This window comes from Komagataeibacter intermedius TF2 (assembly GCF_000964425.1).
Classification (GTDB): domain Bacteria; phylum Pseudomonadota; class Alphaproteobacteria; order Acetobacterales; family Acetobacteraceae; genus Komagataeibacter; species Komagataeibacter intermedius.
This window is the reverse complement of record NZ_BANF01000504.1, coordinates 1-1190: the sequence shown is the minus strand read 5'-3', so window position 1 is coordinate 1190 and position 1190 is coordinate 1. Positions and strand designations below refer to the sequence as shown.

At 61.8% G+C, this 1190-nt stretch carries 1 pseudogene; it reads left to right on the top strand.

The window, feature by feature from the left end:
• Positions 1 to 159: 159 nt before the first annotated feature.
• A pseudogene (locus B7449_RS18205) lies at positions 160 to 1190 on the top strand (type IV secretory system conjugative DNA transfer family protein); the annotation flags it as partial.

Genomic DNA, 1190 nt, shown 5'->3' with positions numbered 1-1190 from the left:
CGACGCATCATGACGCAGCGGCCTGTCGTCACTTATCCGCAACCCCCAGGTGGCGCGCAGACAGCGCCGACGGCGCCGGTTTCCCCCACGGCACCAACCGCTCCCGTGGCGCCTACGATCGACACCGGAAAATCTCCTTTTGGGCTGGAAGACTGACGCATGGTGAAGCGCAAGATCGGCGGACCGCAGGTCCACCAGCAACTGAGACACGGCTCCACCTATCGCGACACGCGTCCCTTCACGGTCCGGATCGCCGAAGAGCTGCAATCCGGCAGTTCCGGGTTCATCCTCGTGATTCTGGCAGGGCTCGGCGTGCTGGCTCCCGCGATCATCGGAATCACCTTTCCGCTCGCCCTCTGCCTGATGCTCTGGGTCATGACCCGCCATCCGGTGCTGCCTTTTCATCTGCCCAGGTATTCCGGCCTGAAGGACAGACACGATCTTGATCCCAAAACCCGTCGGCCGCGGGCGGCGGCAGGCATCATATATCTTGGAACGGACGGACTGACCGGCCAGCAACTCTGGCTTTCATCCGACGCGGGACGCCAGCACGCCGCCGTACCAGGCACAACAGGTGCCGGCAAAACGACATCCGCCATCTCCCTGCTGGCCAATCCGCTTGCGCACGGATCCGGGTTTATCCTGATCGACGGCAAGGGTGACAACACGGTCCACGGCGATGTGCTGGCGCTTGCCCGCCGCTTCGGGCTGGACGACCAGGTTCTCAATCTCAACTTTCTGACCGCAAGCGGCATCCGCCAGTCCAATACGTTCAATCCGTTTGCGACCGGCAATGCCGACGCCATCCGTGAAATGCTGGTCAGCCAGCTTGGTGAGCCTTCCAGCAACGACGCCAACGGCGTCTTTCGGGATCGTGCTGTCGGCCTTGCCGGCACGATCGCACCGGTGCTGACCTGGATGCGCGACACGCATGGTGTACCGATCAACATCGAGACCATGCGCTACGCCATGGAACTACGCTGGATCGGCACGCTGGCCCGGCATCGCGTATTCCTGATCCGCAATCCCGGCTCCGATCACCCCATTGAGATCAGCGTTCCCGAAATTCCCGACGATATCCTCTATCCGGCCCAGGCCTATCTGGGTGAACTGCCGGGGTATGATTCCTCTCTGGCGTGGAATGAACAGAAAGAAAACAAACCGAGCGAGCAGCATGGCTACGCCAAGAT